Source organism: Leisingera sp. M658 (genome assembly GCF_025144145.1).
Classification (GTDB): domain Bacteria; phylum Pseudomonadota; class Alphaproteobacteria; order Rhodobacterales; family Rhodobacteraceae; genus Leisingera.
On record NZ_CP083546.1, the window covers coordinates 75,001 to 99,225 of the forward strand.

Sequence of the window (24,225 nt, forward strand, 5' to 3'; positions counted from 1 at the left end):
GTACCCTAAACCGACACAGGTGGACAGGTAGAGAATACCAAGGCGCTTGAGAGAACGATGTTGAAGGAACTCGGCAAAATACCTCCGTAAGTTCGCGAGAAGGAGGCCCGGGTCCTACGCAAGTGGAATCCGGGGGCACAAACCAGGGGGTGGCGACTGTTTATTAAAAACACAGGGCTCTGCGAAGTCGCAAGACGACGTATAGGGTCTGACGCCTGCCCGGTGCCTGAAGGTTAAAAGGAGGGGTGAGAGCTCCGAATTGAAGCCCAGGTAAACGGCGGCCGTAACTATAACGGTCCTAAGGTAGCGAAATTCCTTGTCGGGTAAGTTCCGACCTGCACGAATGGCGTAACGACTTCCCCGCTGTCTCCAACATCGACTCAGCGAAATTGAATTGCCTGTCAAGATGCAGGCTTCCCGCGGTTAGACGGAAAGACCCCGTGCACCTTTACTACAGCTTCGCACTGGTATCAGGATTGTGATGTGCAGGATAGGTGGTAGGCATCGAAACCGTGACGCAAGTCGCGGTGGAGCCTCCCTTGAGATACCACCCTTCGCACTCTTGATATCTAACCGCGGTCCGTTATCCGGATCCGGGACCCTGCGTGGCGGGTAGTTTGACTGGGGCGGTCGCCTCCTAAAGAGTAACGGAGGCGCGCGAAGGTTGGCTCAGAGCGGTCGGAAATCGCTCGTTGAGTGCAATGGCAGAAGCCAGCCTGACTGCGAGACTGACAAGTCGAGCAGAGACGAAAGTCGGCCATAGTGATCCGGTGGTCCCGAGTGGAAGGGCCATCGCTCAACGGATAAAAGGTACGCCGGGGATAACAGGCTGATACTGCCCAAGAGTCCATATCGACGGCAGTGTTTGGCACCTCGATGTCGGCTCATCTCATCCTGGGGCTGGAGCAGGTCCCAAGGGTACGGCTGTTCGCCGTTTAAAGAGGTACGTGAGCTGGGTTTAGAACGTCGTGAGACAGTTCGGTCCCTATCTGCCGTGGGTGTAGGATACTTGAGAGGAGTTGCCCCTAGTACGAGAGGACCGGGGTGAACGAACCACTGGTGGACCTGTTGTTGCGCCAGCAGCAGTGCAGGGTAGCTATGTTCGGACAGGATAACCGCTGAAGGCATCTAAGCGGGAAGCCCCCCTCAAAACAAGGTATCCCTGAGGGCCGTGGAAGACCACCACGCCGATAGGCCGGAGATGTAAGTGCAGCAATGCATTCAGTTGACCGGTACTAATCGCCCGATAGGCTTGATTTGATCCAGTAACAGACAGTGTTACGGAAAAACCAAACAAGCAAACACATCCCATAATACAAACGCTTGGACAACGTTGATTGCAGCCGAACGCATTTGGTAATGTCCCCGTGACATAACTCAGGTGCGGTCTCTCGCGCATTTACTTCGTAAATACGCTGCCGACCGCCACACGAGAAAAATCCAAATGCCTTCGGTATTTGGATTTTTCTCGGTTTGGTGGCTACAGCACAAGTGAAACACCCGGTCCCTTCCCGAACCCGGAAGTTAAGCACTGTCGCGCCGATGGTACTTGGGCTCAAGCCCTGGGAGAGTAGGTCACCGCCAAACCTAGTAAAATCCAAATATCTCTCAATACGGTCTCAAAAAAACCTGACGCGGGATGGAGCAGCCAGGTAGCTCGTCAGGCTCATAACCTGAAGGTCGCAGGTTCAAATCCTGCTCCCGCAACCAACACAATTTCCTCATATATATCAAAGGCTTCGGATCTACCGTCCGGGGCCTTCTTCGTGTTCACCCCTTCCGCACCCGCCGCAAGATGCAATAGACCCGCCAGATCGCCCTCAAGGGTCAGATCCAGGCCAGCGCCCTCCGCCGCAGGCGTCAGCACGATCCGCTCCACCAATGCGCGCAGTGCCTCCTTGGCCTCTTCCATGCCTGCGGCGGAACCAAGGCCCTTGATCAGCCGGGTGACCCGCTCCCGGTAGGCCTCTGCCATCGACGGGTGAAACACCACCGTGTCCGGGGCAGGGGTCTGCTCCAGCTCCCGTTCCAGCTGCTGGCGCCGCGCGTCGAGCTCGATCATCCGGTCCTTCACCTGATCTGCGGGAATGCCTGCGATGATTGCATCCACCAGCTTCTGGTGATCGCGCTTGGCACGGGCGAGCGCCTGTTCCTTTTCCTTGCGGTTCCCGGCGGCTGCGGCCTTCAACCGGTTGCGCTCGGCAGTGTATTCCTCGCAGAAGATCTGCACCGCGTCCGGATCCATCAGGTGGTTGGCCAGCGCATCCAGCACCCGGGCTTCCAAGTCGGCCTGTTTGATGGTGCGCTTGTTGCTGCAGACTGCGGCACCCTTGTTCCGGGCCGGGGAGCAGCCGAAGCTGTCCTTGGAGACCTTGGCAAAGCCGCCGCCGCAGCAGCCGCAGGCCATCAGGCCGGAGTGATCCTCCCCCAGTGAAGTGGTCCGCCGTTATGTTTAGGAAAACGGAGGATCAGAATGGGAACGAAGCGGCACAAACCCGAAGAAATTGTCACGAAGCTGCGGCAGGTTGAGGTGCTTGTCGGGCAAGGGATTGCGCGGGTGGATGCGATCCGCGAAGTACGCGTCACCGAGCAGACCTATTACCGCTGGCGCAAACAGTATGGCGGGATGGGAACCGACCAACTCAGGGAACTCAAGCGATTGCAGAAAGAAAACGAACGGCTGCGTCGCGCCGTCTCGGACCTGACCCTGGACAAGCTCATCCTGACGGAAGCTGCGAAGGGAAACTTCTGTGCCCCGCCCGCCGCCGGGCCTGTATCGACCATGTGCGCAGCCTGTTCAGGGTGTCTGAGCGGCGCGTCTGCCGCGTCCTGAAGCAACACAGATCCACGCAGCGCAAGCTGCCCAAGGGCCGGGCGGACGAAGCACGCCTGGTTGCGGACATGATCGTGCTTGCCCGCCAGTATGGCCGCTACGGCTATCGGCGGATCGCAGCATTGCTGAGAGGGGCAGGCTGGCAGGTCAACGACAAACGGGCCGAACGACTATGGCGGCGTGAGGGGCTGAAAGTGCCAATGAAACAACCTAGGAAGGGGCGTCTGTGGCTGAATGACGGCTCCTGTGTCCGGCTGCGGCCAGAATACCGGCATCACGTCTGGAGCTATGACTTTGTCCATTGCCGGACGGAGGATGGCAAGGTCTTCCGCACGCTGAACATCCTCGATGAGTTCAGCCGGGAATGCCTGGCGATCCGGGTGAAGCGAAAGCTGAACTCAGGTGACGTGATCGACGCCTTGAGCGACCTGTTCATCCTGCGCGGTATCCCGGCCTATATCCGGTCTGACAACGGGCCTGAGTTCGTCGCCCAGGCTGTCCGGGACTGGATTGCAGCCGTTGGTGCCAGAACCGCTTACATCGAGCCTGGATCACCCTGGGAGAATGGGTACTGCGAAAGCTTCAACGCCCGGCTCCGCGATGAACTGCTCAACGGTGAGATATTCTACGGCCTCCGCGAGGCTCAAATCCTGATCGAACAATGGAGGAAACACTACAACACCAAGCGACCACACAGTGCTCTGGGGTATCGCCCACCCGCGCCGGAAACCATCGTTCTGGTGGATCAAAGGCCGGTCATGCACTAACAATCAAACCGGACCACTCAGGTGGGGCTGATCACAGGCTTTGGCCGCTGTTCGAGAGGGGGACACGTTTATCGTGCCTAAATTGGACCGATTGGCCCGTTCCGTCCCGGATGCGCGCCTCATTGCGGATCAGCTCGAGGCGAAGGGCGTTAAGCTCGCCCTTGGCGCGTCCGTGTACGATCCCTCTGACCCGATGGGAAAGATGTTCTTCAACATCCTTGCGACCTTTGCCGAATTTGAGTCCGATCTCATTCGCATGCGGACCCGTGAAGGCGCGGCTATCGCCCGCGCCAAGGGCAAGCTACGTGGCAAACAGCCCAAGCTGTCAGAGAAGCAGCAGAAAGAACTCCGTCGCATGCACGCCACCGGAGACTACTCCATCAGCGACCTGGCTGAGGTGTTTTCCGTGTCCAGACCTACAGCTTATCGGACCCTGAAACGGACACAGACCTGACCTTCGATGCGTTATGATCGAACTGGAAAGACGCGAACAAGGACGAAGCCGCTACCGCGGCAGGGGCGCCCGGTGATACCGTTGCGGGATGATCTGACGACTGAGATTTTGGGAATGGGCGTGTCTGTCTGACGATTGGGGTCTCTCAATCAACAGACAGGAGGGTCCCATGGCGGACACAAAGACCACACCGCTTCGAGAGCGGATGATCGAAGATATGCGGATCAAAGGGCTCGGGGAGAGTTCGCAGAAAGCGCATATCAGGGCCGTTCGATATTTTGCCGAGTTTCTTGGCCGGTCGCCGGATACTGCAACGCCCGAAGACCTGCGCGCTTACCAGCTGCGTATGGTGAACACGAATGTCACCCCTTCGACCTACAATGTGCGGCTTGTCGGGCTGCGGTTCTTTTTCGAGATGACATGCCAGCGCCCGGAGATGAAGCAATGCCTGCACTACCGCACGGAGCCAAGGAAGCTACCGGTCGTGTTCAGCGCCGAAGAGGTGTTCGAGCTGCTGAAGGTCGCGCCCGGCCCGGGGCTGAAGTACCGCGCTGCACTCAGCATTTCCTATGGCACCGGGCTCCGGGCGTCGGAGGTCTGCAATCTCAAGGTCACCGATATCGACAGCGACCGGATGCTGATCCATGTCGAGAAAGGCACGAGAAAGGCACGAGAAAGGCAAGGGCGGCAAGGATCGCAAGGTCATGCTGCCGCCTGGCCTTTTGGCGCTTCTGCGCGACTATTGGCGCGAGGCGCGGCCGGATGGCTGGCTCTTTCCAGGCAAGCCCCGGATCAATCCGCTCTCACCCCGCCAATTGCACCGTGCCTTCAGCGCAGCCAAGCATCTGGCTGGGATCAAGAAGCCGAGGAGCACGCTGCACAGTTTGCGCCACAGCTTCGCAACCCGCCTGCTAGAAGCCGGAACAGATGTGCGGGTCATTCAAGTTCTGCTTGGGCACGCCAAGCTGAGCACGACGGCGCAATACACCCATGTCGCGACCAAGCTGATCCGCGACACCGACAGCCCCTACGAGTTGCTGGTGCAGCTCAGGGACCGAAGGCCGGAGTGACGCGCGCGGGCAGTGCCGCGCCCGAAGCTGGAGGTTGCTGACATCTTTCGAACCCACGGTCCTGCCTATCGGCGGGCCAATGCCGGGCATCTGAACCTGGCGCAGTTGAAGGCCATGTCAGCGATTGAAGCCTGCCGAACGGGGGCGCTCGGCGCCCGTGTCGGCTTGACCAGTGTGCTGCACACCTGGGGCTCGGCGTCGTGCTGAAAGCACGCCTCCGGCGTGGCCCCATCATCCCCACATCCACATGATCGTCCCGGGTGGCGGCCTGTCGCCGGACGGCACCCGGTGGGTCGCGTGCAAGCCCGGATTCTTTCTGCATGCACGCGTGCTGTCGCGGCTGTTCCGGCGGTTGTTTCTGGACGGGCTGATGGCGCTGCACGGTGCCGGGCACTTGAGACTCTTCGGAGATCTTGTGGGATTGGCAGACGCACCCGCCTTCGCTGAATGGCCGGCCCCGCTGCGCAAGATCGACTGGGTTGTTTATGCCAAACCGCCCTTCGGTGGTCCGGAGGCGGTGCTTGCCTATTTGAGCCGGTACACACACCGCGTGGCGATCTCAAACCATCGCCTGGTCAGCGCTGACGCCGACACCGTAGCGTTCCGCTGGAAGGATTACCGGATCAAGCGCGGGGACCGGATGAAGGTGATGCGGCTCAACCGACGAGTTCATCCGCCGCTTTCTGATCCATGTCCTCCCCGGCCGGTTCCACCGCATCCGGCACTATGGCTTCCTCGCGGGCAGTGGTCGCAAAGAGAAAGTCGCCCGGGTCCGCGCGGTTCTCGGAACGGCGGGCTCTGGCGAACCGGATCAGCCAGCAGACGGCCTCAAAGAACCCCTGACCCTGCGCGAACCATGCCCCGATTGCGGCGGACCCATGCGCATCATCGAAACCTTCCGGAGCGGTGAGGTTCCGCGATCCCGGGTACCGCCAAGATTGCAGGCTGCATGATGAAAAGCCCGTCTCACAACCACTCTGAGATCAGAAACTTCCCATGCTGGTCAACGGTGCGCTTTGGCCTACGCCCGTGCTCGCAGCTCAAGACGATGAAAACCGCCCCGGCAAGACCCGCGAAGTTTCCAGACACTGCCCCAAAGGCCGTGCCGCCAATCGCCCAAGCTCAGCAAACCCCGCGAAAATTCCACCAATATCCATGGCGGATGCCTGCGCTTTCCCCATAGCGCAGCATACACATCCCGCGGCTTCCACCTTGTCAGATTTGTCAACGCGGGCCACCCCGCCAAGCCCAACCTAACCAACTGGCCCGCATCGACAAACCTTAGACATTCAAGGCCGGCATTAAATAACAACTTCACTATGCCATGTCCTTCTAAAGGCTGGTATCTGCGGCGTATGATCAACAACTCATCTATTGCCGCACATCTCTTTCTTGTTTTTGCATGTCTTGCATGGGGCGGTTCCTATGCGGTTGGCCGATTTGGCTTGAGCGAAGGATCGGCCCTTTGGCTCACTCTTTGGAGGTGGGGACCGGGCTCGGTTCTGTTCGCTGCCTATCTAATTTCAAAATGGGATCAGCATGGGTCAATTATCCGAGCGAACCTACCGCGCCTGACACTGATTTCAGCATTGGGCGTCGTCGTGTATCCAGCGACGCTGTTTATGGCTGTCGCTCAGACCACGGCACTTAACGCATCCCTTTATCTCTCCGTCGCGCCAGTCTTGATCGTGCTGATTTCGTCCTTTGTCTGGAAAGAACGGGTTGGATTGGTTGGTGCAGCGGCAGTATTGTTTGGCCTACTGGGCGCGCTTGTTTTGGTATTCAGGGGAAGTTTAGAGGCTCTCTTCGCGTTCCAGATCGCAAGTAGTGATATTTGGGCAATCGTATCCGCACTCGCGTGGGCCGGATATTGCGTGTCGTTGCCTTTGAAACCTGCGGGCTTATCAGAAGTGTCATTTCTCGGTGTGCTGGTGGTGATAGGCAGTTTGGTATTGGCTGCTTTAGCGGTTGCAAGCGGAGGTGTTGTTCCGATGCCCGACACCCCCTTAGTTGCATGGTCGATGGTTTATTTCGCGCTGTTCCCTTCCATTTTAGCGTTCCTTGCTTGGAATTGGGGAACAAGGCGTGTCGGACCTTCTATCGCGGCCCCATACAACAATTTGGTCCCGTTCTTTGGAGGTGCGCTTGGCGTTCTTTTGTTGGGTGAGAGGATTGAAACCTACCATCTTTGGGGTGGCAGCTTTGTTTTGCTGGGATTGGTCCTGAACAGTATGCGCCGTTGAAAGCAGCCGTTCGTGCAGAACGCAGCATCAGTTATTATGGGCTCATGCCGTAGGTTCACCGCGCCCAGCCTGAATGGCGGATCTCTGAGACAGAGGCCGTTCGCTTGGTCGGGCTTGGACTAGCAGTGAGCGGACTATGCTGCCATTGCCTTTCCGGGTGTTTGCTGACGCAGCAATCGTTTGCAGGTGCGGCGCGCTCATCGCTGCGTTGCAACCGAAGTCGCGAGACCGGCCATTCAAAGCCACTCTGAGACGCTGAATTCAAACCGCCCTTTCGTTGCAGCCAGGAGCTGCTAACGAAGAGCGGGACAAAGCGTGAATTAGCTGCGCATCCCTCCAATGGCAAAGAGTATTTTCGTCGGCCCGTCCAATGTGAAACTGCAACTCGTTGACAGGGGAACAGTCCTCGGTACAGTCACACTGTCCACTCAGATCAGGGAGGGTTGGATGCATTTCAAACGTTATCACGACCGAACCCGTGGACCTGTCTTGGCCCCGCAGAATGGTTTGCGGGGTTGATCAGACGCTTCTTTCACGAGAAAAGCCTTTCGGTAGAGACGCCTTCGGGCTGCTTTTTGCCAAAGTGAAGCTTACCCGCGTCTGATATCCGCGCTCGGCTTCGTGCTGCTCCTGATGCCCATGCAAACCTAGGATCCAACCCGGAGAACCCCGGGGCGGATACTTTTCGCTTTTCAGGGCATTATCGGACAATTTCAAATGAATAACCTTTTCAAAATCTATCGCCGCGCGCTTCCGCTGAGTCTGGCAAACATGTCTCTGGCCGCATTGGTCTTTACCGACATGGCCATGCTGGGACACCACGATCTTTCGGGGATGGCCGAAGGAAGCATCATGATGCAGGTCTATCTGGTAATACTGGTTCTGGGTGAGGGCATCGTGTTTGGCTTCAGCCCAATCTACGGCCGCAACCATCGGGACAAGGGGGCGGGCGAACCGCACATCGGAGCGCTTTCGGTGGTCCTCTGGCTGATCGTGTTCTATGCGCTTGTCGGCTTAACCATGCTTGCTCAGGCCAATTGGGTTCTGGGCTCTTTTCTTAAAAACTGGTCGGTTTCGGACAGCGCCCATTCCTATGTCATCCTGCTGGGCATTGCGTTGCTTCCGAACCTATTCTGCATCGTCTTCTGGGAACTGTTGGCCTTCGAGGAAAAGGAAATTCTGGTGTTGTATGGGGCACTGGTCCAGTTCGGAACCAACATCACTGCGAACTATGCGCTGATCTTCGGTCATTTCGGAGCCCCCGCACTGGGGCTGACTGGCGCGGGTTGGGCAACAATGATCTCCTCCACCCTTGGTGCGGCGGTAATTGGTCTTTCCTGCAGCAGGCATGTCGATGGTTTCGCACAGGTTGGCCGCCACCTGTTTAGGGACGCCCGAAAAAAAATGCGTGTCGGGTTTGAAATTCTTAGAACCGGTCTACCTGCCGGGATAACCATCATGTTGACGATCAGCTTCCTGAGTCTCTCCCTGGTGTTGATGGCCCAGTTCGGTACGCAGGCTGTCGCGGCCCACAGCGCCGCCATGCAAATTAGCGAGGTTTTGGTGCTCTTTGCCCTGGGTTTCGGAGATTTTGCAGCCATCCGCTTTGCGTCTCTCGGAGATCTTAACCAGGAAACCGCAAGGCGCGAGCTATCGCAGATCCTTCACGCAGCCCTGCTGCTCTTCGTGCCGCTTGTTGGTCTTGCTCTTCTGGCGCGGCCTGTCCTGGCTCTGGTCTTTTTTGACGTGGGAGGCCCTGAATTCGAAGCGGTGACGGCCCTTCTGTATGCCTTTACCCTCTGGTCATTGCCGTCACTGATTTTCAGCCTTGTGCTTATGGTCCTGCTGGGCAGCCTACGGGGTGTTGGGGTGACAACCAGGTCAGCGATTGTTGTGCTTTTTTGCTACTGGTTATTTGCGGTCCCGGCGCAAGTCTTCTTGCTCAGGCAACAAGATCCTATGCCGGTCTCAATCTGGCACGGTCTTGTGCTCGGTTTCCTGTTAGCGACCCTTGTTCTGGGCCTGCTGTGGAACCGTCTCATCCTCCCAAAGAGCGCCCATTTGCACGAATCCTGAACTGCTGCCACGGCGCGTAGAGCGGTGCCCCGGTCGCAATAAGCATCTGATGAAAGGAACAAAAATGACGATGTTCACTTAAGCAGGCAACATCGGCGCCGAAACTGAGGCGCATTTTTCACACGGGCTTTTTGAAGAACCTTGAAATTCTACCTGCTTGAAGTTTCCAAAGAAGGCGGACCCCAGCTCAAAATCATTCCACAACAAGGATGACATCAAATGACCAATGTCTCATACCGACGTTCAAATTCCGCGGATGCACAAACGGTTTTTGAACTCGTTTCGCGCTCAGTTTCTCGGCTGGCTCCCACACCTTATTGTCAGGAAGTTGTTGACACATGGATGGTCGGCCGCGTCGCAGGTGACTATCAGGAGGATTGCGCTGGAAAAGTTATCTGGATCGCGGAACTGGACGGCGAACCAATTGGCTTTGCGCATGGTGAGGCCGGAGAGGTAGTTCGCCTCTTCGTAGATGCCGACCATACGGGTCTAGGTGCTGGCGCTGGCCTGATGCAGCGTGCTCTTGAGGATGCCCTTCCCAACAAAAGCGGAATAGTCAAAATCGAGGCGACGCTTAACGCGGTTCCATTCTACCAGAGATGGGGTTTTGCTAAAGTAGGAAACGGCGTGTTTTCTGGGCGAGATGAAAACCTTCCGCCAATTGATATCGCCATACTTGAAAAGGTGTTCTGACTGGTAATCTGCGCTTCGCTTCCCGACATTCATGTGGTGCGCGGCACTAGGGGCTTTGGGCCCACTGCCGCCGAATGCCAACGCAGCAAGCACCGCGATAGGGACAGGACGGTACCGGCCATCAGCGAAATCGGCTAAACCCTTGAACTTCAGCGGTCTCTTTCGCGGGGCGGCCGTTCGTTTCTAATGAGCCGACCTCCGGGCCGGAAGCGGCGAAATAGGGTGAAGAGCCCACAATGACCGATGCTGCGGGATGGACGAATGGCTGGTTTCAGAGCTCCTAGGCTCTGGCCTCATTGAGTTTCAAAGCCAGTAGATAACGAGGGCTGCAAGCGCGATTGCTGACAGGAAGACTTTTGGGCATCTGTCGTATCGTGTTGCAACCCGCCGCCAGTCCTTCAGCCTGCCGAACATAATCTCAATGCGGTTGCGCCGCTTGTACCGGCGCTTGTCGTATCTGATGGCTTTCTTGCGCTGCTTTCGACCGGGGATGCAGGCGCGTATCCCTTTGTCTTTCAACGCTTCTCTAAACCAATCGGCATCATACCCGCGATCTCCGAGAAGCCATTGGACGTCAGGCAGGCCACTTAGCAGCGCCTTTGCACCGGTGTAATCACTGACCTGTCCGGCGGTCACGAACAGGTTCAGTGGACGCCCCTGGCTGTCACAGATTGCGTGCAGCTTAGTGTTCATGCCGCCCTTAGTGCGCCCGATCAGGCGCCCACGCCCCCCTTTTTAACCCCAAGACTGGAGGCCGTACGGTGTGCTTTCAGGTAAGTTGCGTCCATTGCCCGGCAGGGCATCACGAGGTGATGTCCCGAGAGGGGATCATCACGGTCTTTTCCTCACCGTGATCAGCAGCCAGACCGGCCATCATCTGGGCAAAGATGCCTTTGTCGCTCCACCGCTTCCAACGGTTGTACAAAGTCTTGTGCGGGTCGTAATCTTTGGGAGCATCACGCCAGCGCAAGCCATTGCGATTGATGAAGATAATTCCGCTCAGAACACGCCGGTCATCAACACGCGGCTTACCGTGGGACTTCGGAAAATAAGGCTCAAGACGGGCCATCTGCGCGTCCGTCTGCCAGAAAAGATCAGACATATCACCGCTCATTTTTCGAACCGTGAATCACACCACCCACCGGAAATCAATGGGTCCTGACCCTAGCGATCGCGAACGTTTTAGCGGGGTCTAGGCTCGCACCGCTGGGCGTGTCGAAATCGGCGATCGCACCCCAATGCAACGGCAGAACTGTTCAACTCTGCCGGGTTAGGATCAAACCTATGCGTTGACGATATTCATCAACAAATTCAGCGAACCGTCCCAGGCGTTTCAGTCAAACTCGAAGCGTAAAACGGCACTCTTGCACGAAGCTGCGCGGCGATACCTCTTCGAATTTCAAGGATTGGTACCCAACTAAAATTCTGTCGGGCAACTTCATTTCTTAGGCCGATTGCATTTTCAGCGCTTGCCCGTCGTGCTTGTCAGACGTTGCGGCCTCTGCCAGCACGGCGGCCACGTCGGCGCGGCTGGCCTTTGCAGACGGATCGACCTTATCGCCAAGAATGACATTGTCACTGCGACCGTCATCAGTCAGCGAGACGGGCCGCAGGATGGTATAGGTCAGGCCGGACGCCATGAGGTGTTCGTCGGCGTCATGTTTTGCCTTTAGGTAGTGCGCCAGGTCGCCCGACGGGTCGGATTGATCCGCGCCAATGGAACTGAGCATCACGAAGCGTTCAACGCCCGCGTCGTTCGCCAGATCGATCAGCCGCATCGCGCCGTCGCGATCCACCTTATCGGTCATCTCGGGCCCGGTCGATCCACCAGAACCTGCAGCAAAAATCACTACTTCGGCTCCGTCGCAAACGCCCGGTTGCAGGTCGGTCAGATCGCCGTGCCGCAGGGCTGTGCCTTCGGGCAGGGTCGATGTATCAGAGCTTTCGCGGACAAATGCAGTCACGTTGTGGCCTTGATCCAGCAAGTTCTGAGTCAGATGCAGGCCGGTCTTGCCGGTGGCACCGGCAATCAGGAAATTCATCGGCATAAGAGAGTCTTTTCGTTAAATTCAAGCGGGCGGTGCCATCGGGCCCGCCGCTCGGGTTGCAGCGATGTAGCCGGGCTGTTCCTGCAACGCGTCCCAATAGGCCGCGATTTTGGGATGATCGGCCAACAGGCCCAAGCGCGCCAGCAACGCGATGATATAGGACATCTGGATGTCCGCCAGCATCGCGGTGTTGCCGAACAACATCGGCCCGTCACCGATGGCCCGCGCGATATAGCCAAGGTTGGTATCGAGCGCCGCTTTTGCATCGTCAGGCACCGGGTTTCCCTGAAATGCGGGCATGATCGCCCGCACGGCAACCTCGGCAAAGGAGGCCTCAACATAATCGAATAGCGCTTCGTGCCGCCAGTAATCGGCCGTGTCGCGCGGCGGCGTGTGGGTGTCGTCGTCGAACTTGGCCGCCAGATAACGCAGGATCGTGGTGGATTCCGCGATCATCTCGCCGTCGTCGTCGATCACTGGGGATTTGCCCAGCGGGTGAACCTTGGACAATTCATCGGGCGCGCGAAAATCGTCTGTCCGGTTATAGCCGATCCGGTTGCAGGGCTGGCCCAGATCGGCCAGCAGCCACAGGATGCGGGTGGCGCGGGAATACTGCAGGGCGTGGAGCGTAATCATGGCAGGCGGATCGCTTTCATCTGTAAGTGGTCGTTCGTGCGCTCACCGGGTCTTGGTCGCACGGCCCAAACGAGGACGTCCCAAGGTATCGAGCGCACATGATGCAGGACTAGAGCAGCGCCAGCAGTTTCTTGGCCGCATGTTCCGAAGAGGCCGGGTTCTGGCCTGTCACCAATTTTCCGTCCGTCACCACAAAGGATGCCCAGTCTTCGCCCTTTTTGTAGTCGCCACCGTTCGACTTCAGCATATCCTCGACAAGGAATGGCACGACGTCGGCCAAGGCCGACAAACCGCCAAACCCCTTACGCATGTCCGTGACCCCGGCCGCCAGCCAGACCTTTGTGTTTGCCGGAACCGGGATCACGTCGAAAGCTTCCGGATCAATGCGGCGAGCGCATCGGGATCAAAGCCGCCCTGAACCTTCAGGCGGTGGCCGTTGGCAAGTTCCACCTCGATCTGCGCACCGGCATCCGGCCGGGCTGAAGCAGGCTCAGCGTCCAGAACTTCAACCGGGAGGAAGCGGGGTACTTCCTGCTCCTCATCGGCCTCCGCCGCAAACCGCGGCTCTTTAAGCCAATTGAAAACCTGATTGGCATTCACATCGTAGCGCCGCGCAACTTGGGCAACCGATACACCGGGCACCCGCGTCTGCGCGCAAATCATGCGCTTCTCGCGTTCAGACCAAGTCCGCCGCCTGCGCCGCTTCGACATGTTCCACTCCGATAATGTCCATTTGTTCGTTAATGGACATTATCCCTCACTTACGATCACCGTCAGTGCGGGCAGACCGGACGGTTACGGTAATGCTGACAAACCAACAGGAAAACCGGCAGCCCACCGCTTAACCGCGCCGGCCTGCCGGAGATGCATGACGCTTGCTGCGATGACGCGGCCTCAAGTCAGCCAATAAGCCAGGACACATCGGTGTATCAGGCGGCTCTCTGAGGCCATGTATCAAAGAGGGGCGCATGCAGCATAGGTTTCCTGGCTAGTCACACATGGCACAGGCAGAAAAGTGCTTTGCTGTCTCTGCCTGAGCCAGTAGCGGGTTTAAGACCGTCACAGTTATCGCTCTTGTACACTGGAACGCTATCAAGCCGGCACTTAGGCTGGGCCAGCCCCTGCCCGGGATTTGTCATCTGACGGCACCAGGATCGGCCAAGCAGCTGCATTCAACGCGGACCAATGGTCTGAAGACACCGAGATGCCACGCTCCAGCGACTGATCATAATTGGCCGCCAGCTGCGCTGCGGTGACTTCGAACCGCTGCAGTTCAGGATGCTCGGCCTGCCGCGTGACTGCATCCGCCAGCAAGGCTGCCTGCGTAGTACAGATAATGGTCAGAGCAGAAGTCTCTTGTCCTGCTCCGGCGTGTTCCACCCTCCAATAGTTGGGGAACACCGCGCCGCTTTCGAAGCTGGCCCCATGCCGTCCAGCCTGATCGCTCCAGTAGGCGGCGATATAGACCCCTTGCTGGGCTACCAGCGACAGGCTGCGCAGGATCAAGTCTGGATACCGGCAATTGATCAGCTCCACGATGGCAAAGCTTGTTTCCTGTGCCTTGGCAAAGGCGAGATCAGCCGCGAGGGAGCCGTGCTCACAGACTTCGGCGCCGCCCGCGTCAATAACTGCGAGCCCTGCGTTTTCATAATCCAGCCGAGGCGCCACGCCGCCTTTGGGGGCTTCGGGCGGCAGCGTGATGCGCTCAAACCCGCCCAACCCGCACATGTGCGACCAGGTGATCAGCTGTGCAGCATCCTCATAATCTCCGGTCTGATGTCCGGCACCTTCATATGCGCGTGACAGCGCCGCGATCATTTCGTTGCGGGAAACTCTCATGCCCGGACCTCCTCCATTTGGGGTTTCAGCGGCAGGAACCAGCTATCGTATGTCTGGCCGATGTCCTCGATCAGCGGGGCGCCTTGGTACATAGTGTTGCGCACCCACAGTTTGGAGCGCGGGTCGAATTTACTGACGCCGAAGAACGCCAGCTTACAGCGCAGCATGTCCATCGGGCGGATGTCGCGGCTGGCCAGATTGGCCCGGATTTCCGCGTATTTGTGCCGGGACATGGTTTGAATGCGGCGCACTATGCTTTTCATCGCCGGGTGGCGCAGCAGGAAATGCACCACATCGCTGTCGGTGTTTTCCGCCAGGTCCTGTATCAGAAGATCATAGCATTCGCGCACCCGGCGCCCGATCGGCAGCGGCATCTGCTTTTCCACCCCTGGATCGGCCCCGGCAAAACCCAGCCGCGGCTCAAGCTTTTCTTCCGAGCGATACCAGAAGGCATCGGTCTCAGTGGCGTCGGAAAAATCGATCTCCAGCGCCCAGCCGTACCGGGTTTCGATCAGCTGCCGCAGGGCTGCAGTGCTCATCGCCGGATCAAGCACCGGGTTGGGAATTACGGCAAAATTGTCTTCCAGATCATTGACCAGCTCGGGGTGGATTTCCAGGCAGATGGAGTTGACCAGTTCCTGGGTTTCCAGACTCCAGGCATCGCGGGCGTAGTCCGTCAGCTCCGACCAGGTTGTCAGCTGATCGCCTGAAGCGGCCAGCCAGCTGTCCACTTCGCTCAGTTCCGCAATCAGTATTTGGTTGCGGTCGATCTGCTCGGCCTCGCTGGTGTGGCTTTCGCCGAAGTGCTGCTTGGCACGGCTGACCAGATCGTGGAACAGACTGATGCGCCAAGCGGTCGGAGCCGCCTTTTGCAAGACTTGCGCCAACGCCGTTTCGCGCATTTCCACCCATTGGCTGAATAATTCGCCATGGTTGATCAGATATGGCGCCATGCCCAGGCCCGTGGAATTGCCGATGCCAAAGAACCGCTTCAGCCGACCGTCCAGCAACACCGCGGTATCCGGTGTGCGGGATTTGGCGACATGATCCACCTGGTCCAGACTGAACTGGCGCAGCATGAAGCAAATGAACATTTCCGGTGCAAACGGGCGGTTGAAATCCGGAAACTTCGCCCGGACCTTGTTCCAGTCCGCCATGCCCAGTTTGCCGCTGCCGTAAACCGCCGTCGTTCGGTAGAGATAGCCGACTTCGGCAATGCGCTGCGCGTCGGGCTGGCGGCCTGCGCTCAACTCATCCAGCACATAGCTGAACAGCCGGGAAGAACGGTTGGCCCGCGACAGGCTGAACACCCGCGCATCAACCCGGCCCGCTTCCTGTTTCGGCACATTGCGGCGCAGGTCCTCCAGCCAAACATCATCCACCAGGCCTTCGCAAAGCGCCATGGTCAGATCCCAACTGGTTGCAATGACCCGGTCATTTCGCTCCTCATCAGGCAATTCGGTGGAAAACAGCACAAAGCTGAAAACCCCATTGGGCGTTCGGATTTCATAGATGGCCGTGCCGTAGCCCTCCGGGTCCAGATCAAACAGCCGGCGGCTGATGTCCCATTCTTCCTTCATGATCCGCCGCACCAAAGTGCGCATGAAGCTGAGCGTTGAAGAATGCAATGACCCCAGGCGTTGCAGATCCATGACCTCCGCCTCCGGCCGCATCCTTTCGGTAAGTGCTGCGAGCATGTAATGCCCTCCCATTTCAGTCCTGCGCGTTCGCAGACAGCTTTGGCCGGGAAGGGAAGCCAAGTAAAATTTGAAGAATCGAAAGACTTATAAGTCAGGCAAATAAATCAGCCCTCGGTAACTGATGCCTCAACAGTCCGGTTCGGAAACCGCGCGGAAATCTGCCGTGCCTGTCCCTGCAGATACTCCAGAAAGCTCTGAGCCACAGAGGACAGCGGGCGGTCTTTTGCCACCACCAGCTGAAGCTCCCTGTACAGAGTTGGCGCCGACAGGCTGCGGTAGACCAATGCCGGGTTAAGGTAATCCGGTGCCGCCAGCGCGGGCACCGCAGACACCGCTTCGCCGCTTTCAACCAGTCCGGCCAGCGCCGCCATCGTCAGCACTGTGAAATCGGGGCTGGTTACAGAGGCCGGCAGCCCTTCACCCGCCTTGGTCAGACGGCTGACCCCGGTATCCTTGGCCATACCGGCAAACGGCAAACCATCGAGGCAATCCCAGCTCAGCGGCTCAGTGCGGCGCGCAAGTTCCTGGGTGTTGCGGCAGATCAGCCCAACCTGATCGCGCAGAAACGGCAGATAGGTCAGCCTGGGATCATCAGACCAGCTGCTCGATACCCCGAAATCGGCACGTCCTTCCAGCACCTGCGCCTCCACTCCGCGCGCGTTGTCGTCCTGCAAGTGGATCTTTGCCTGCGGCATCTCTGCCGCAAAGCCGCGCATCGCTGGTGGTAAAATCCGCACCGCCGCCGAAGGCAGCACCGCCACCCGCACCTGATTGAACTGATCCTGCGCGCTGGTCCTTACTGACAGGACTGAGGCTTCGATATCGTTCAGAATCTTCTCTGCCTTCGGCAGCAGTTCCTGCCCCTGCGCGGTCAGCTCAACCGACCGGGTGGTCCGCTTCAGCAGGGACACGCCAATAATTTCCTCAAACTGCTGAATACTCAGCGTAAGTGCCGGCTGCGACACCGCCAGATTTTGCGCGGCCCGACTGAACGAACCGCACCGAGCCACCGCAACAAAGGCGCGAAAGTGTTTGAGAGACAGGTTGCGGGCGATTTTTGTCTTCATCCCTGGAACCTATTACTTGCCAGCCAGCCACTGAATGGGACAAAACGCCTGCGGCTGAGCATCCTGCCAGTGTTGCGATCGTTCAAATTACACGCCCCGCCGTAGAAAAACCAATCTAATTGACGTCTGTAGTCAACGCCGTTTTACGCCCAGCGACATAAGCGCAAGGGGCGGTCAGCGTTTAAGCGAACAGCAAGTTTGGGTCATCAAGTCTTACAGCTCAAGCGAAGGCCAAGTTCACGGCTTGAGCCTCCCTACCTGAACTGGTCCTTTGCATTGTGTAGTTTCACGGTTTCAACTCCGCTGCACCTTGAATGAATGGCCGAGATCTCCGCTGCACCGCAGACCGGCTTTCCATGCCAGCACAGAAAATTCTTCCACTTTGCTTCTGCAGCACAATTTTGACAGGTCCGCTATGGGCTCTTCACCCAATTTCGCCGCTTCCGGCCCGGAGGCCGGCTCACTGGACACGAACGACCGCCCCGCGAATGAGCCTGCTGAAGTTCAAGGGTTTAGCCCATTTCGCTGATGGCCGGTTCCGTCCTGTGATAATCCCCCCGTTTTTGCGGGGGCATGGTCGTAGAATTTACGCGGCCATCTTCCGTTTCTGTGCGGGCGTCATCCCGCCGTTGCCCATGTTGGGGCGTTCATGGTTGTAGGACCAGAGCCACTCGGTGGCAATCTGCTGGACCTCCTCAATGCTTTCGAAAATGTATAAATCCAGCCATTCGTGCCGGACCGTCCGGTTGCAGCGCTCGACATAGGCGTTCTGCTGAGGCTCTCCGGGCTGGATGTATGCCAAGGCAATGCCCCGGTTCCCGGCCCGTTCCATGAGGGTGCCGCTGACGTATTCCGGGCCGTTGTCGACTCGAATTGCCCTAGGGGCACCACGCCATTCGATGATCTGGTTCAGGGCTCGAACAACCCGTTCCGCAGGCAGTGAGAAGCCGATCTCAATGCCCAGTCCTTCGCGGTTGAAGCCGTCCAGAACGTTCTGCAGCCGGAATTGCCGTCCATCCCCCAGCCTGTCGGCCATGAAGTCCCCTATCGGCGATGCTGGCATCGCCTGCCGGGCAGGGATCGACCAGACCTCATTCGGGACCTCAGGCACAGCCAGTTCGTCCGGCTTTTCCCGCTTCAGACGCTTGCGCGGCGTTCGCCATTGGGCTTGAACCAATGGCGCCTCAATGGCTCACTCCGCAGGTTCAGCTCCAGTTCGTGGCAGATCCGGTAAACCCGCTTGCCTATAACAGCTGCAAGAACCGCCACTGCCCCAAATGCCAGTGACCGGCGGCACGCGATTGGATGGACGCCCGCGCGGAGGATCTGTTGCCGGTGAAAAATTTCCACGTGGTCTTCACGATGCCTGCCGAGATCGCTCAGATCACCTATTGGAACAAGAAGGAAGTCTGTGGGCTTCTGTTCAAGGCGAGCGCAGAAACAGTGATGACGATCGCGGCAGGCAGCCCGATGCGGCCACTGGGTTAGCAATCTGCATCTAAAGAAACTAATCTAGCCTTCAAAGGCCAGGCCGCGGGATCGGGAGGCAGTCCGGCCGTCGAGAAATCAACCGCCCGGCAGAGTGGACGTAAGCCAGGGGCTTCAGGAAAAACTCCGGCGCAATTGGATTGCGCCGGAGTTCAGGGCTTAGGAAGTGAATTTCTTCAGCTCGCCGCTTTTCAGGCGGTCGGTATAGGAAAAGAGTTCCTTTTTCACCAGTTTCATCAGGAAATAGAGGCAGAAGATGTTGACCACAGCCATGGCAAAAATCGCTGCATCAGAGAAGTCGATGACCGGACCCAGGCTTGCTGCTGCACCAATCACAATGAAGATGCAGAAGATGATCTTGAAGGTCAGCTCTGCCAGCTTGCTTTCGCCAAACAAGTAGGTCCAAGCCTTCAGCCCGTAGTAGCTCCAGGAAATCATCGTCGAGAAGGCGAAGAGCACAACTGCGACAGCCAGGACATAGGGGAACCAGCTGATGCCGGAGGCAAAAGCGGCGGAGGTCAGCGCAACACCAGAGTTGCCATCGACAGTTGCAATGGCTGTGCCCGCTTCATTCAGCATGTAGTTGCCCGTCGCCGGGTCGATAAGCAGCTGCTGCGAGATGACGATCACCAGCGCCGTCATGGTGCAGATGACAACCGTATCAATCAGCGGCTCGAGCAGGGACACAAAGCCTTCGGTGATCGGTTCCTTGGTTTTTACCGCAGAGTGGGCAATCGCTGCCGAACCGACACCAGCCTCGTTTGAAAAGGCCGCCCGTTTGAAGCCCTGGATCAGCGCGCCAACCATGCCGCCTGCCACGCCAAGACCGGTGAAGGCGCCGTCAAAAATCTGGCCGAAAGCCCAGCCGATCTTGTCATAGTTCACCACCAGAATGACCAGTGCGGCGCCGACATAGAGGATCCCCATAAAGGGCACGACCTTTTCTGTGACATTCGCAATGGATTTGATGCCGCCAATGATCACGGCAAAGACAATGCCAGCAAAAACGAGTCCGGTGATCCAGCCCGGATAGTCTCCGACAATGCCGGATATCTGGGCATGTGCCTGGTTCGCTTGGAACATATTGCCGCCGCCGAGTGCACCAAGGATGCAGAAGACCGAGAACATGACCGCCAAGAACCGCCCGCCCGGCAGGCCAAGTTCTTTGAACCCCTTGGAGATATAGTACATTGGTCCGCCGGAAACGGTCCCGTCGGAATATTCGTTACGGTACTTCACACCTAGGGTGCACTCGGTGAACTTCGATGCCATGCCCAGAAGGCCTGCAAGGATCATCCAGAACGTCGCACCAGGCCCGCCGATTCCAACGGCAACCGCGACCCCTGCAATGTTGCCAAGGCCGACCGTGCCGGAAAGAGCGGTGGCAAGCGCCTGGAAATGGCTCACTTCGCCCGCATCATTGGGGTCAGAGAAGTCGCCTTTGACCAGCTGGACAGAATGTTTGAAGAAGCGGAACTGAACAAAGCCGAAATACAGGGTGAAGATGCTGGCAGCGATGACCAGCCACATTACAATCCAGGGAAAGCTGGTGCCTGGAAACGGTGCAAATATCAGCCCTACAAAGGGGCCGGTCAGATCCGCAAAGACCTGATTGACCTTTTCGTCAATACCCATCGCCTCCTGGGCGGAAAGCGGGGTGGACGCGAAGGCCGCGGCTGCGGCCAGCCAGAGTTTGGTCATTTTCATGATCTTGCCCCTATCCTACAACCGTGACAGGCACATCGGCGTGCATCACGAGGTTCTGCGTCGAGCTGCCGAAAATGCGTTTGGCAAATCCGTCCGAAGAGACCCGGCCAACGATGATCTGCGACCCGCCGTTTTCGACTGTGATCTTGTTCAGGGTCTCTGCCACATCGCCGTGCCGCACCAGACCGGTTGCCTTGAACCCGGCTTCTTCCAGCGCGGTGACAGCAGGTTCGACAATCCGGCTGTTGGCCAGTTTGATCTCCTCCTCGCGCCGTTTGTGGCGCTGAGCGTTTTCTTCGGGGGTCTGAAACGTAAATGGCGACCATTCGATGACATAGACGGCAAGCAGCTCACAAGCGTCGATTTTCGACGCCAAGTCCTTTGCAAAGGCGAGTGCGCGTTCACCGGTATCTGTCCCGTCAAGCCCTATGACGATTTTGACAGTCATTTTTTCCTCCGTGTGCAGTGTTTTTTGACTTGGAGAGCGGTTGCTCCCGGATTGAGGCAGGCGGGATGCAAATGATTAACGTCCTTGATCCCCGGGATCAGTATCAGTGATAATCACTAGTAATTGGGCATGTTGTCAGCGTTTGTGCAGGAAATATTGCCTGAAACCAGCCGAAGAACAGGAAATATCACTGATGAGTAGGGATTTGGACAAAATTGACAATCGGATCCTGGAAGAACTGGAATCTGACGGGAGACTTTCGATTGTCGAGTTGTCTCAGCGGGTGAACCTGACCAATACCCCCTGTTCAGACAGGGTCAAGCGCCTGGAGAAATCCGGGTACATCAGCGGCTACCGGGCAGTTTTAAACAAGGAAAAGCAGGGACTGGGCCATTTGACCGTTGTGCAGGTTTCACTTGCGGCAACTGGCGGTGATAATTCGCTTGATGCGTTTAACGCGGCTGCGGCCTTAGTTCCTGAAATTGAAAGCTGCCTGATGATCGCCGGTTCATTTGACTATCTTCTGACAATCCGCACCCGGGACATCTCGCATTTCCGCCAGGTTCTGGGGGACAAAATCAACAGGCTGCCGAACATCCACCAGACCAATTCCTATACAGTTATTGAAGTTGTAAAGTGATCTGTGGTGGAGGGGGCGGAGTTCGGCACGGCTGGGCTGCCAAGCTCAGCAAAACGCAATCCAGAAAGTTGGAACTCGCGGCAATGTTCCTTGGCGTTTCCTGGCGGAAAACCCTTGCCGCAACCGGAAACCCTTGCCGCAACCGGGGCCGCCACCTCCTGCTGGATTGCTGCTTTTAGAAAAATCAGCCAAGTGCTTCGCACTCGCAGCAGAGCAGTCACTGCGCCTGATGCGAAGGTCGAGTTTGGGCTGATCCAGTGGAGAAACACCTGCTCGCACGCGCAGCATTTTGGCGATTTGACAGAGCACGCACGCCTTCTCTGTTAGGCTTTGCGCAACTGCTGCGGTGCGGAGAGTATCTTGGCCGGTTTCCGGAGTATCTGGACGGTTGCGGCGAGGAGGGATTCGTCATTTGCATCGCATGCACGGTGCGAGCCGCTCAGGTGCTTGAGGGTGTGGAAGAACTTTTCCCAGGCCCACCCGTCGTATTTAACGTAGGCCTTCAGCCATGCTTCAGACGGTTCTCGGTCGTTCGGAGAGCTGGCCAGCGGGTCGATTACGATTTCTGAAAACACTTCCTCGTCTATCCCCCGCTCATCGTTTGCATAGCGCGTCAGCCCCATCCGGCCAAGCGCTTCAAGGAGGTTCAGAATGGCCCGGTTCAGCGGTCTTGCGACTGCCGGGTCAACCTCTTGTGCGCCTTGGCGGTGGCGCTGAAGAAAGATTGCGATCTTGGCGATTGCCGGCGCCAGCGACGCATGTGGATCCATTGAATGAAAGTAATGGAGAACGGGGTAAGAGCGGTGGCGTTCGGCAGTCAGAGAGATTGCTGCCACAAGTGAGACCAACTGGAGCTGGAACTGGTCCTCCTGGCAATCCTGCATGAGCGTGCGGAGGTTGTCCGGCCTGCTCCGGCGAGGGCAGGAACTCAGCCGGGACGTCAAGTATCCATGTGCGGAACATGCTGTAGAGGATGATCTGGCTGATTGCGGCAATTGCGAATGCGGCGAGGCCGATCCTGGGAAGCAAGCAGATGCCTGCCGCCACGGCCTAGTCGAGGATCAGATAGGAAACGTCCAGGCTTTGCCACTTCAGCGGTGCCGCCGACCAACTGAACCCTTTCATTCCCGTCATACTGGCCACATGCACTCAGGCGCCATACAGGTAGGCAGTGGAAAGAAGATATTTGAGCCGCGGATGCAGAAGTTCCATTGCTGTAGCTCCTTGTGAGGGACGGCCAGTTGGCCGGTATGGAACCCGTGCCAGAAAGATTGAAGGTTGGCAGCCATGACAAAGGCCGACAAAATTCTGCTTGAGCCGTCGACGGTCAGCTTGAAAAGAATGTGTACGAGGCTGTCACCGTGCCGCCCGATGGCGGGCTCGTCCGATCCTGGTCCGGCTTTGAAGTGAACACGGCTAGCTGTGCTGTCGTGACGCCGGCAATGCATGGCACAGTTCTCGCCGTCGGCGGTGTCGAGGATGTGATTGCAGCTGCCTGTGGAAATGAAGTCCTCATGAGCTGGCTGCGCAAGGATTCGGAGAGCGTCGCGCGGGTTGGGTCGGTGTGTACGGGTGCATTCCTTCTCGGAAGCGCAGGGATAATCGGTAAGAAGCATGTGGCGACCCATTGTATGGCTGTGGATGTGCTTGCGGACCTGTATGAGGACGCAGAAGTCGACAGCGGATCAATATACGTCAATGACGGCAACCTCTGGACTTCTGCAGGCGTGACCAGCGGAATCGACATGGCTCTGGCAATTGTCGAAGAAGACCACGGTCCCGACATCAAGGCACGGGTGGCCAAGGTGCTTGTCGTCTACGCCCCTAGGCCTGGCAATCAGAGCCAGTTCAGTGATGTCTTGTCCGCACAAATGGTGTCGGCGAGAAGATTTTCAAACTTAGTCGACTGGGTCTTGAGCAACTTGAATCGCCAGTTGCGCGTCGAGGATCTGGCGATCCAGGCTGGCATGAGCGAGCGAACCTTCGTTCGTAAGTTTCGGGCACGTATGGCGCCGCCTCCGGATGTTGTCTGGCTCTTCCGTCAGCCTATCCTGGCTGAATGGCGAGATCGCGGCAATGTCGAGCTGAACGAGTTGATCGCGCATGTTGTTATTCACGAATTTGCACATCATTTTGGATGGGCTGACGAGGAGATCGCAGCCATCGACCAATGGTGGGTCTGAGCCGTTGTTTCCTTCCCGGGAGAGTTGCAATGCATGCGGTTGACCGTTCACAGCCTTTAGCCCCGAAACAATAGAAAAAGCGTCAACGACCCGCCTCTGACCAAATGCGCGCAAGCATCCTAGCCGCAACACAAGCTGCCGGCAGTGCTTCGTTGGAAATCAGAACGCCAAACAGCCAGCTGCCGCAGCCTGAAAAGGAAATTTGCCTTTCATCGTGTCCCGATCTCAGTGATCAGGACGGTTGCAGGCAACAGCAGTCAGCGACAGAGACGGGATTGGCATCAATTCAGGACCGGCGCAGGAAGCTTGCGGGGCTTCATCTCCATAGCATCA

The 24,225-nt window shown here is 57.7% G+C and carries 17 protein-coding genes, 1 tRNA gene, 2 rRNA genes and 7 pseudogenes (1 of these 27 only partly in view); 13 read left to right on the forward strand and 14 right to left on the reverse strand.

Features of this window, described 5'->3' with window-relative positions:
- From K3724_RS00360 to K3724_RS00370, 3 genes are all read left to right on the forward strand, one after another.
- Positions 1 to 1,260: ribosomal RNA gene (locus tag K3724_RS00360) — 23S ribosomal RNA — on the forward strand (it extends 1,584 nt beyond the left edge of the window).
- Positions 1,261 to 1,472: 212 nt separating this feature from the next.
- A 5S ribosomal RNA gene (gene rrf / locus K3724_RS00365) occupies positions 1,473 to 1,587 on the forward strand.
- 46 nt (positions 1,588 to 1,633) lie between these two features.
- Positions 1,634 to 1,710: transfer RNA gene (locus K3724_RS00370), tRNA-Met, on the forward strand.
- Here the strand turns inward: K3724_RS00370 and K3724_RS23895 are convergent.
- Positions 1,667 to 2,407: a zinc ribbon domain-containing protein gene (locus K3724_RS23895; protein WP_409201412.1), complete on the reverse strand. Its 741-nt coding sequence runs from the start codon at positions 2,405 to 2,407 to the stop codon at positions 1,667 to 1,669. The two genes, K3724_RS00370 and K3724_RS23895, sit on opposite strands and share 44 nt — an antisense overlap.
- A 66-nt stretch (positions 2,408 to 2,473) precedes the next feature.
- On the opposite strand from K3724_RS23895, the gene K3724_RS00380 reads away from it, so the two are divergent.
- From K3724_RS00380 to K3724_RS00410, 7 genes and pseudogenes are all read left to right on the forward strand, one after another.
- Positions 2,474 to 3,600, forward strand: a protein-coding gene (locus K3724_RS00380; RefSeq protein ID WP_259989052.1) for an IS3 family transposase whose coding sequence is annotated in 2 segments (ribosomal slippage) — positions 2,474 to 2,738 and positions 2,738 to 3,600 — 1,128 coding nt in all. Because the reading frame shifts where the segments join, the coding sequence is not laid out codon by codon here.
- Between the two features lie 40 nt (positions 3,601 to 3,640).
- Entirely contained in the window at positions 3,641 to 4,054 is a 414-nt protein-coding gene (locus tag K3724_RS00385; RefSeq protein WP_409201394.1) for a recombinase family protein, read from the forward strand.
- A 169-nt stretch (positions 4,055 to 4,223) separates the two neighbouring features.
- Positions 4,224 to 5,124: pseudogene (locus K3724_RS00390) on the forward strand (tyrosine-type recombinase/integrase).
- Positions 5,125 to 5,136: 12 nt separating this feature from the next.
- Positions 5,137 to 6,077 (forward strand): annotated as a pseudogene (locus K3724_RS00395) (transposase).
- Between the two features lie 402 nt (positions 6,078 to 6,479).
- The gene (locus tag K3724_RS00400; RefSeq protein ID WP_259989056.1) at positions 6,480 to 7,367 is read left to right on the forward strand and encodes a DMT family transporter; all 888 of its coding nucleotides are present in this window, start codon (positions 6,480 to 6,482) and stop codon (positions 7,365 to 7,367) included.
- A gap of 717 nt (positions 7,368 to 8,084) precedes the next feature.
- Positions 8,085 to 9,443: an MATE family efflux transporter gene (locus tag K3724_RS00405; RefSeq protein ID WP_259989058.1), complete on the forward strand. Its 1,359-nt coding sequence runs from the start codon at positions 8,085 to 8,087 to the stop codon at positions 9,441 to 9,443.
- A gap of 219 nt (positions 9,444 to 9,662) precedes the next feature.
- Positions 9,663 to 10,136: a GNAT family N-acetyltransferase gene (locus K3724_RS00410; RefSeq protein WP_259989060.1), complete on the forward strand. Its 474-nt coding sequence runs from the start codon at positions 9,663 to 9,665 to the stop codon at positions 10,134 to 10,136.
- Between the two features lie 303 nt (positions 10,137 to 10,439).
- Here the strand turns inward: K3724_RS00410 and K3724_RS00415 are convergent.
- The 10 genes and pseudogenes from K3724_RS00415 to K3724_RS00460 form a co-directional block, all read right to left on the reverse strand.
- Positions 10,440 to 11,238, reverse strand: a pseudogene (locus tag K3724_RS00415) (IS5 family transposase).
- A 343-nt stretch (positions 11,239 to 11,581) separates the two neighbouring features.
- Positions 11,582 to 12,178: an SDR family oxidoreductase gene (locus K3724_RS00420; RefSeq protein WP_259992529.1), complete on the reverse strand. Its 597-nt coding sequence runs from the start codon at positions 12,176 to 12,178 to the stop codon at positions 11,582 to 11,584.
- A 27-nt stretch (positions 12,179 to 12,205) separates the two neighbouring features.
- Entirely contained in the window at positions 12,206 to 12,820 is a 615-nt protein-coding gene (locus tag K3724_RS00425) for a glutathione S-transferase family protein (protein ID WP_259989062.1), read from the reverse strand.
- 109 nt (positions 12,821 to 12,929) lie between these two features.
- Positions 12,930 to 13,100: pseudogene (locus K3724_RS00430) on the reverse strand (type 1 glutamine amidotransferase domain-containing protein); the annotation flags it as partial.
- A pseudogene (locus tag K3724_RS00435) lies at positions 13,086 to 13,184 on the reverse strand (IS66 family insertion sequence element accessory protein TnpB); the annotation flags it as partial. The pseudogenes K3724_RS00430 and K3724_RS00435, both read right to left, overlap by 15 nt.
- Positions 13,181 to 13,531, reverse strand: a complete 351-nt coding sequence (tnpA, locus tag K3724_RS00440) for an IS66-like element accessory protein TnpA (RefSeq protein WP_259989064.1) — start codon at positions 13,529 to 13,531, stop codon at positions 13,181 to 13,183. The pseudogene K3724_RS00435 and the gene tnpA, both read right to left, overlap by 4 nt.
- Before the next feature lie 393 nt (positions 13,532 to 13,924).
- Positions 13,925 to 14,659 carry a DUF3726 domain-containing protein gene (locus K3724_RS00445; RefSeq protein ID WP_259989066.1) on the reverse strand — a complete coding sequence of 245 codons (735 nt, stop codon included), beginning with the start codon at positions 14,657 to 14,659 and terminating at the stop codon, positions 13,925 to 13,927.
- Positions 14,656 to 16,356: a hypothetical protein gene (locus K3724_RS00450; RefSeq protein ID WP_259989068.1), complete on the reverse strand. Its 1,701-nt coding sequence runs from the start codon at positions 16,354 to 16,356 to the stop codon at positions 14,656 to 14,658. Before K3724_RS00450 ends, K3724_RS00445 begins: the two co-directional genes overlap by 4 nt.
- Before the next feature lie 107 nt (positions 16,357 to 16,463).
- The gene (locus K3724_RS00455) at positions 16,464 to 17,426 is read right to left on the reverse strand and encodes a LysR family transcriptional regulator (RefSeq protein WP_259989070.1); all 963 of its coding nucleotides are present in this window, start codon (positions 17,424 to 17,426) and stop codon (positions 16,464 to 16,466) included.
- Between the two features lie 586 nt (positions 17,427 to 18,012).
- Positions 18,013 to 18,668: pseudogene (locus tag K3724_RS00460) on the reverse strand (integrase core domain-containing protein); the annotation flags it as partial.
- Between K3724_RS00460 and K3724_RS00465 the strand changes: the two are divergent.
- Positions 18,666 to 18,887: pseudogene (locus K3724_RS00465) on the forward strand (transposase zinc-binding domain-containing protein); the annotation flags it as partial. The pseudogenes K3724_RS00460 and K3724_RS00465 overlap by 3 nt on opposite strands.
- Before the next feature lie 186 nt (positions 18,888 to 19,073).
- On the opposite strand, the gene K3724_RS00470 reads toward K3724_RS00465, so the two are convergent.
- Positions 19,074 to 20,621, reverse strand: a complete 1,548-nt coding sequence (locus K3724_RS00470) for a sodium:alanine symporter family protein (protein WP_259989072.1) — start codon at positions 20,619 to 20,621, stop codon at positions 19,074 to 19,076.
- A gap of 10 nt (positions 20,622 to 20,631) precedes the next feature.
- The gene (locus K3724_RS00475) at positions 20,632 to 21,069 is read right to left on the reverse strand and encodes a universal stress protein (RefSeq protein WP_259989074.1); all 438 of its coding nucleotides are present in this window, start codon (positions 21,067 to 21,069) and stop codon (positions 20,632 to 20,634) included.
- Between the two features lie 205 nt (positions 21,070 to 21,274).
- Between K3724_RS00475 and K3724_RS00480 the strand changes: the two genes are divergently transcribed.
- Positions 21,275 to 21,709 carry an Lrp/AsnC family transcriptional regulator gene (locus K3724_RS00480; RefSeq protein ID WP_259989076.1) on the forward strand — a complete coding sequence of 145 codons (435 nt, stop codon included), beginning with the start codon at positions 21,275 to 21,277 and terminating at the stop codon, positions 21,707 to 21,709.
- A gap of 323 nt (positions 21,710 to 22,032) precedes the next feature.
- Here the strand turns inward: K3724_RS00480 and K3724_RS00485 are convergent, their stop codons facing one another.
- Entirely contained in the window at positions 22,033 to 22,593 is a 561-nt protein-coding gene (locus K3724_RS00485; RefSeq protein ID WP_259992727.1) for a hypothetical protein, read from the reverse strand.
- 459 nt (positions 22,594 to 23,052) lie between these two features.
- Here K3724_RS00485 and K3724_RS23785 point away from each other — a divergent pair, with 459 nt between their 5' ends.
- Entirely contained in the window at positions 23,053 to 23,892 is an 840-nt protein-coding gene (locus tag K3724_RS23785) for a metallopeptidase family protein (protein WP_311200193.1), read from the forward strand.
- Positions 23,893 to 24,225 lie beyond the last annotated feature (333 nt).